The 3,213-nt window shown below is 53.1% G+C and carries 1 tRNA gene and 1 rRNA gene; both read left to right on the forward strand.

The window, feature by feature from the left end:
- Position 1: 1 nt before the first annotated feature.
- Positions 2-78 (forward strand) — tRNA-Ile (locus tag N5D20_RS24550).
- Between the two features lie 225 nt (positions 79-303).
- Positions 304-3,183: ribosomal RNA gene (locus N5D20_RS24555) — 23S ribosomal RNA — on the forward strand.
- The last annotated feature ends 30 nt before the right edge of the window (positions 3,184-3,213 follow it).

A 3,213-nucleotide genomic window follows, 5' to 3' on the forward strand; every position in this document is an offset into this window, starting at 1 on the left:
CGGGTCTGTAGCTCAGGTGGTTAGAGCGCACCCCTGATAAGGGTGAGGTCGGTAGTTCGAGTCTACCCAGACCCACCATTCTCTGAATGACGCATACAATCGATCTTTATACGCATCAGCACTGTGGCTGGTACGTGTTCTTTTAAAACTTGTGACGTAGCGAGCGTTTGAGATGTTCTATCAGACGTGTCGTGAGGCTAAGGCGAGAGACATAAGTCTCTTTATTGATTGAGTCGTTATATTCGTATCCGGGCTTTGTACCCCCGGGTCACATGTATAACCCAAGGCAACTTGCGGTTATATGGTCAAGCGAATAAGCGCACACGGTGGATGCCTTGGCGGTCAGAGGCGATGAAGGACGTGGCAGCCTGCGAAAAGTATCGGGGAGCTGGCAACAAGCTTTGATCCGGTAATGTCCGAATGGGGAAACCCACCCGCTTGCGGGTATCCTGCAGTGAATACATAGCTGCTGGAAGCGAACCTGGTGAACTGAAATATCTAAGTAACCAGAGGAAAAGAAATCAACCGAGATTCCGTAAGTAGCGACGAGCGAACGCGGACTAGCCCTTAAGCTGATTTGGTTCTAGGAAAACGCTCTGGAAAGAGCGGCCATAGAAGGTGATAGCCCTGTATCTGAAAGGGCCATTTCAGTGAAGACGAGTAGGGCGGGGCACGTGAAACCCTGTCTGAACATGGGGGGACCATCCTCCAAGGCTAAATACTACTGACCGACCGATAGTGAACCAGTACCGTGAGGGAAAGGCGAAAAGAACCCCGGAGAGGGGAGTGAAATAGAACCTGAAACCGTGTGCGTACAAGCAGTAGGAGCTCCGCAAGGAGTGACTGCGTACCTTTTGTATAATGGGTCAGCGACTTACTGTTCGTGGCAAGCTTAACCGTATAGGGGAGGCGAAGGGAAACCGAGTCTGATAAGGGCGCATAGTCGCGGGCAGTAGACCCGAAACCGGGTGATCTAGTCATGCCCAGGGTGAAGGTGCGGTAACACGCACTGGAGGCCCGAACCCACTCCCGTTGCAAAGGTAGGGGATGAGGTGTGATTAGGAGTGAAAAGCTAATCGAACCCGGAGATAGCTGGTTCTCCTCGAAAGCTATTTAGGTAGCGCCTCATATGTATCCTCTCGGGGGTAGAGCACTGTTATGGCTAGGGGGTCATCGCGACTTACCAAACCATTGCAAACTCCGAATACCGAGACGGACTGTATGGGAGACACACGGCGGGTGCTAACGTCCGTCGTGAAAAGGGAAACAACCCAGACCCACAGCTAAGGTCCCAAATTTTGTGCTAAGTGGAAAACCATGTGGAAAGGCACAGACAGCCAGGAGGTTGGCTTAGAAGCAGCCACCCTTTAAAGAAAGCGTAATAGCTCACTGGTCGAGTCGGTCTGCGGGGAAGATTTAACGGGGCTAAGCACAGAACCGAAGCTTGGGGTGCATAACTTTGTTATGCGCGGTAGAGGAGCGTTCCGTAAGCCGTTGAAGGTGGATTGAGAAGTCTGCTGGAGGTATCGGAAGTGCGAATGCTGACATGAGTAACGATAATGCGGGTGAAAAACCCGCACGCCGAAAGCCCAAGGTTTCCTTGCGCAACGTTAATCGGCGCAGGGTGAGTCGGCCCCTAAGGCGAGGACGAAAGTCGTAGTCGATGGGAAGCAGGTTAATATTCCTGCACCTCGCGTAAGTGCGATGGAGGGACGGAGAAGGTTAGGTGTACCAGGCGTTGGTTGTCCTGGGGAAAGGCGGTAGGTTTGGATCTTTGGCAAATCCGGGATCCTTTAAGACCGAGCACCGAGACGAGCCTTTATGGCGAAGTCACTGATACCACGCTTCCAGGAAAAGCTCCTAAGCTTCAGCTTACGCAGACCGTACCGTAAACCGACACAGGTGGGTAGGATGAGAATTCTCAGGCGCTTGAGAGAACTCGGGTGAAGGAACTAGGCAACATGGCACCGTAACTTCGGGAGAAGGTGCACCCTTTTTGGTGGCTCGTGCGAGCTATAGCTGAAGAGGGTCGCAGTAACCAGGCCGCTGCGACTGTTTATCAAAAACACAGCACTCTGCAAACACGAAAGTGGACGTATAGGGTGTGACGCCTGCCCGGTGCTGGAAGGTTAATTGATGGGGTCAGCCGCAAGGCGAAGCTCTTGATCGAAGCCCCAGTAAACGGCGGCCGTAACTATAACGGTCCTAAGGTAGCGAAATTCCTTGTCGGGTAAGTTCCGACCTGCACGAATGGCGTAACGACAGCGGCGCTGTCTCCACCCGAGACTCAGTGAAATTGAAATCGCTGTGAAGATGCAGCGTTCCCGTGGCAAGACGGAAAGACCCCGTGAACCTTTACTATAGCTTTACACTGAACGTTGAGTTCGTCTGTGTAGGATAGGTGGGAGGCTATGAAACCATGGCGCTAGCTGTGGCGGAGCCATCCTTGAAATACCACCCTGTCGTGCTTGACGTTCTAACCTGGGCCCATTATCTGGGTCGGGGACCGTGTATGGTGGGTAGTTTGACTGGGGCGGTCTCCTCCTAAAGAGTAACGGAGGAGCTCGAAGGTACGCTCAGCGCGGTCGGACATCGCGCACTGTGTGCAAAGGCATAAGCGTGCTTGACTGCAAGATCGACGGATCAAGCAGGTAGGAAACTAGGACTTAGTGATCCGGTGGTTCTGTATGGAAGGGCCATCGCTCAACGGATAAAAGGTACTCCGGGGATAACAGGCTGATACCGCCCAAGAGTTCATATCGACGGCGGTGTTTGGCACCTCGATGTCGGCTCATCACATCCTGGGGCTGTAGTCGGTCCCAAGGGTATGGCTGTTCGCCATTTAAAGTGGTACGCGAGCTGGGTTCAGAACGTCGTGAGACAGTTCGGTCCCTATCTGCCATGGGCGTTGGAGATTTGAGAGGGGCTGCTCCTAGTACGAGAGGACCGGAGTGGACGAACCTCTGGTGTTCCGGTTGTCACGCCAGTGGCATTGCCGGGTAGCTATGTTCGGAAGCGATAACCGCTGAAAGCATCTAAGCGGGAAGCGCGCCTCAAGATGAGATCTCCCGGGGCACAAGCCCCCTGAAGGAACCATGTAGACTACGTGGTTGATAGGTCAGGTGTGTAAGTACAGCAATGTATTGAGCTAACTGATACTAATGATCCGAGAGGCTTGACCATATAACCTCAAGTTGCCTTGGCTTTACGACA

Source organism: Stenotrophomonas sp. GD03877, from assembly GCF_029840555.1.
Lineage (GTDB): Bacteria > Pseudomonadota > Gammaproteobacteria > Xanthomonadales > Xanthomonadaceae > Stenotrophomonas > Stenotrophomonas geniculata.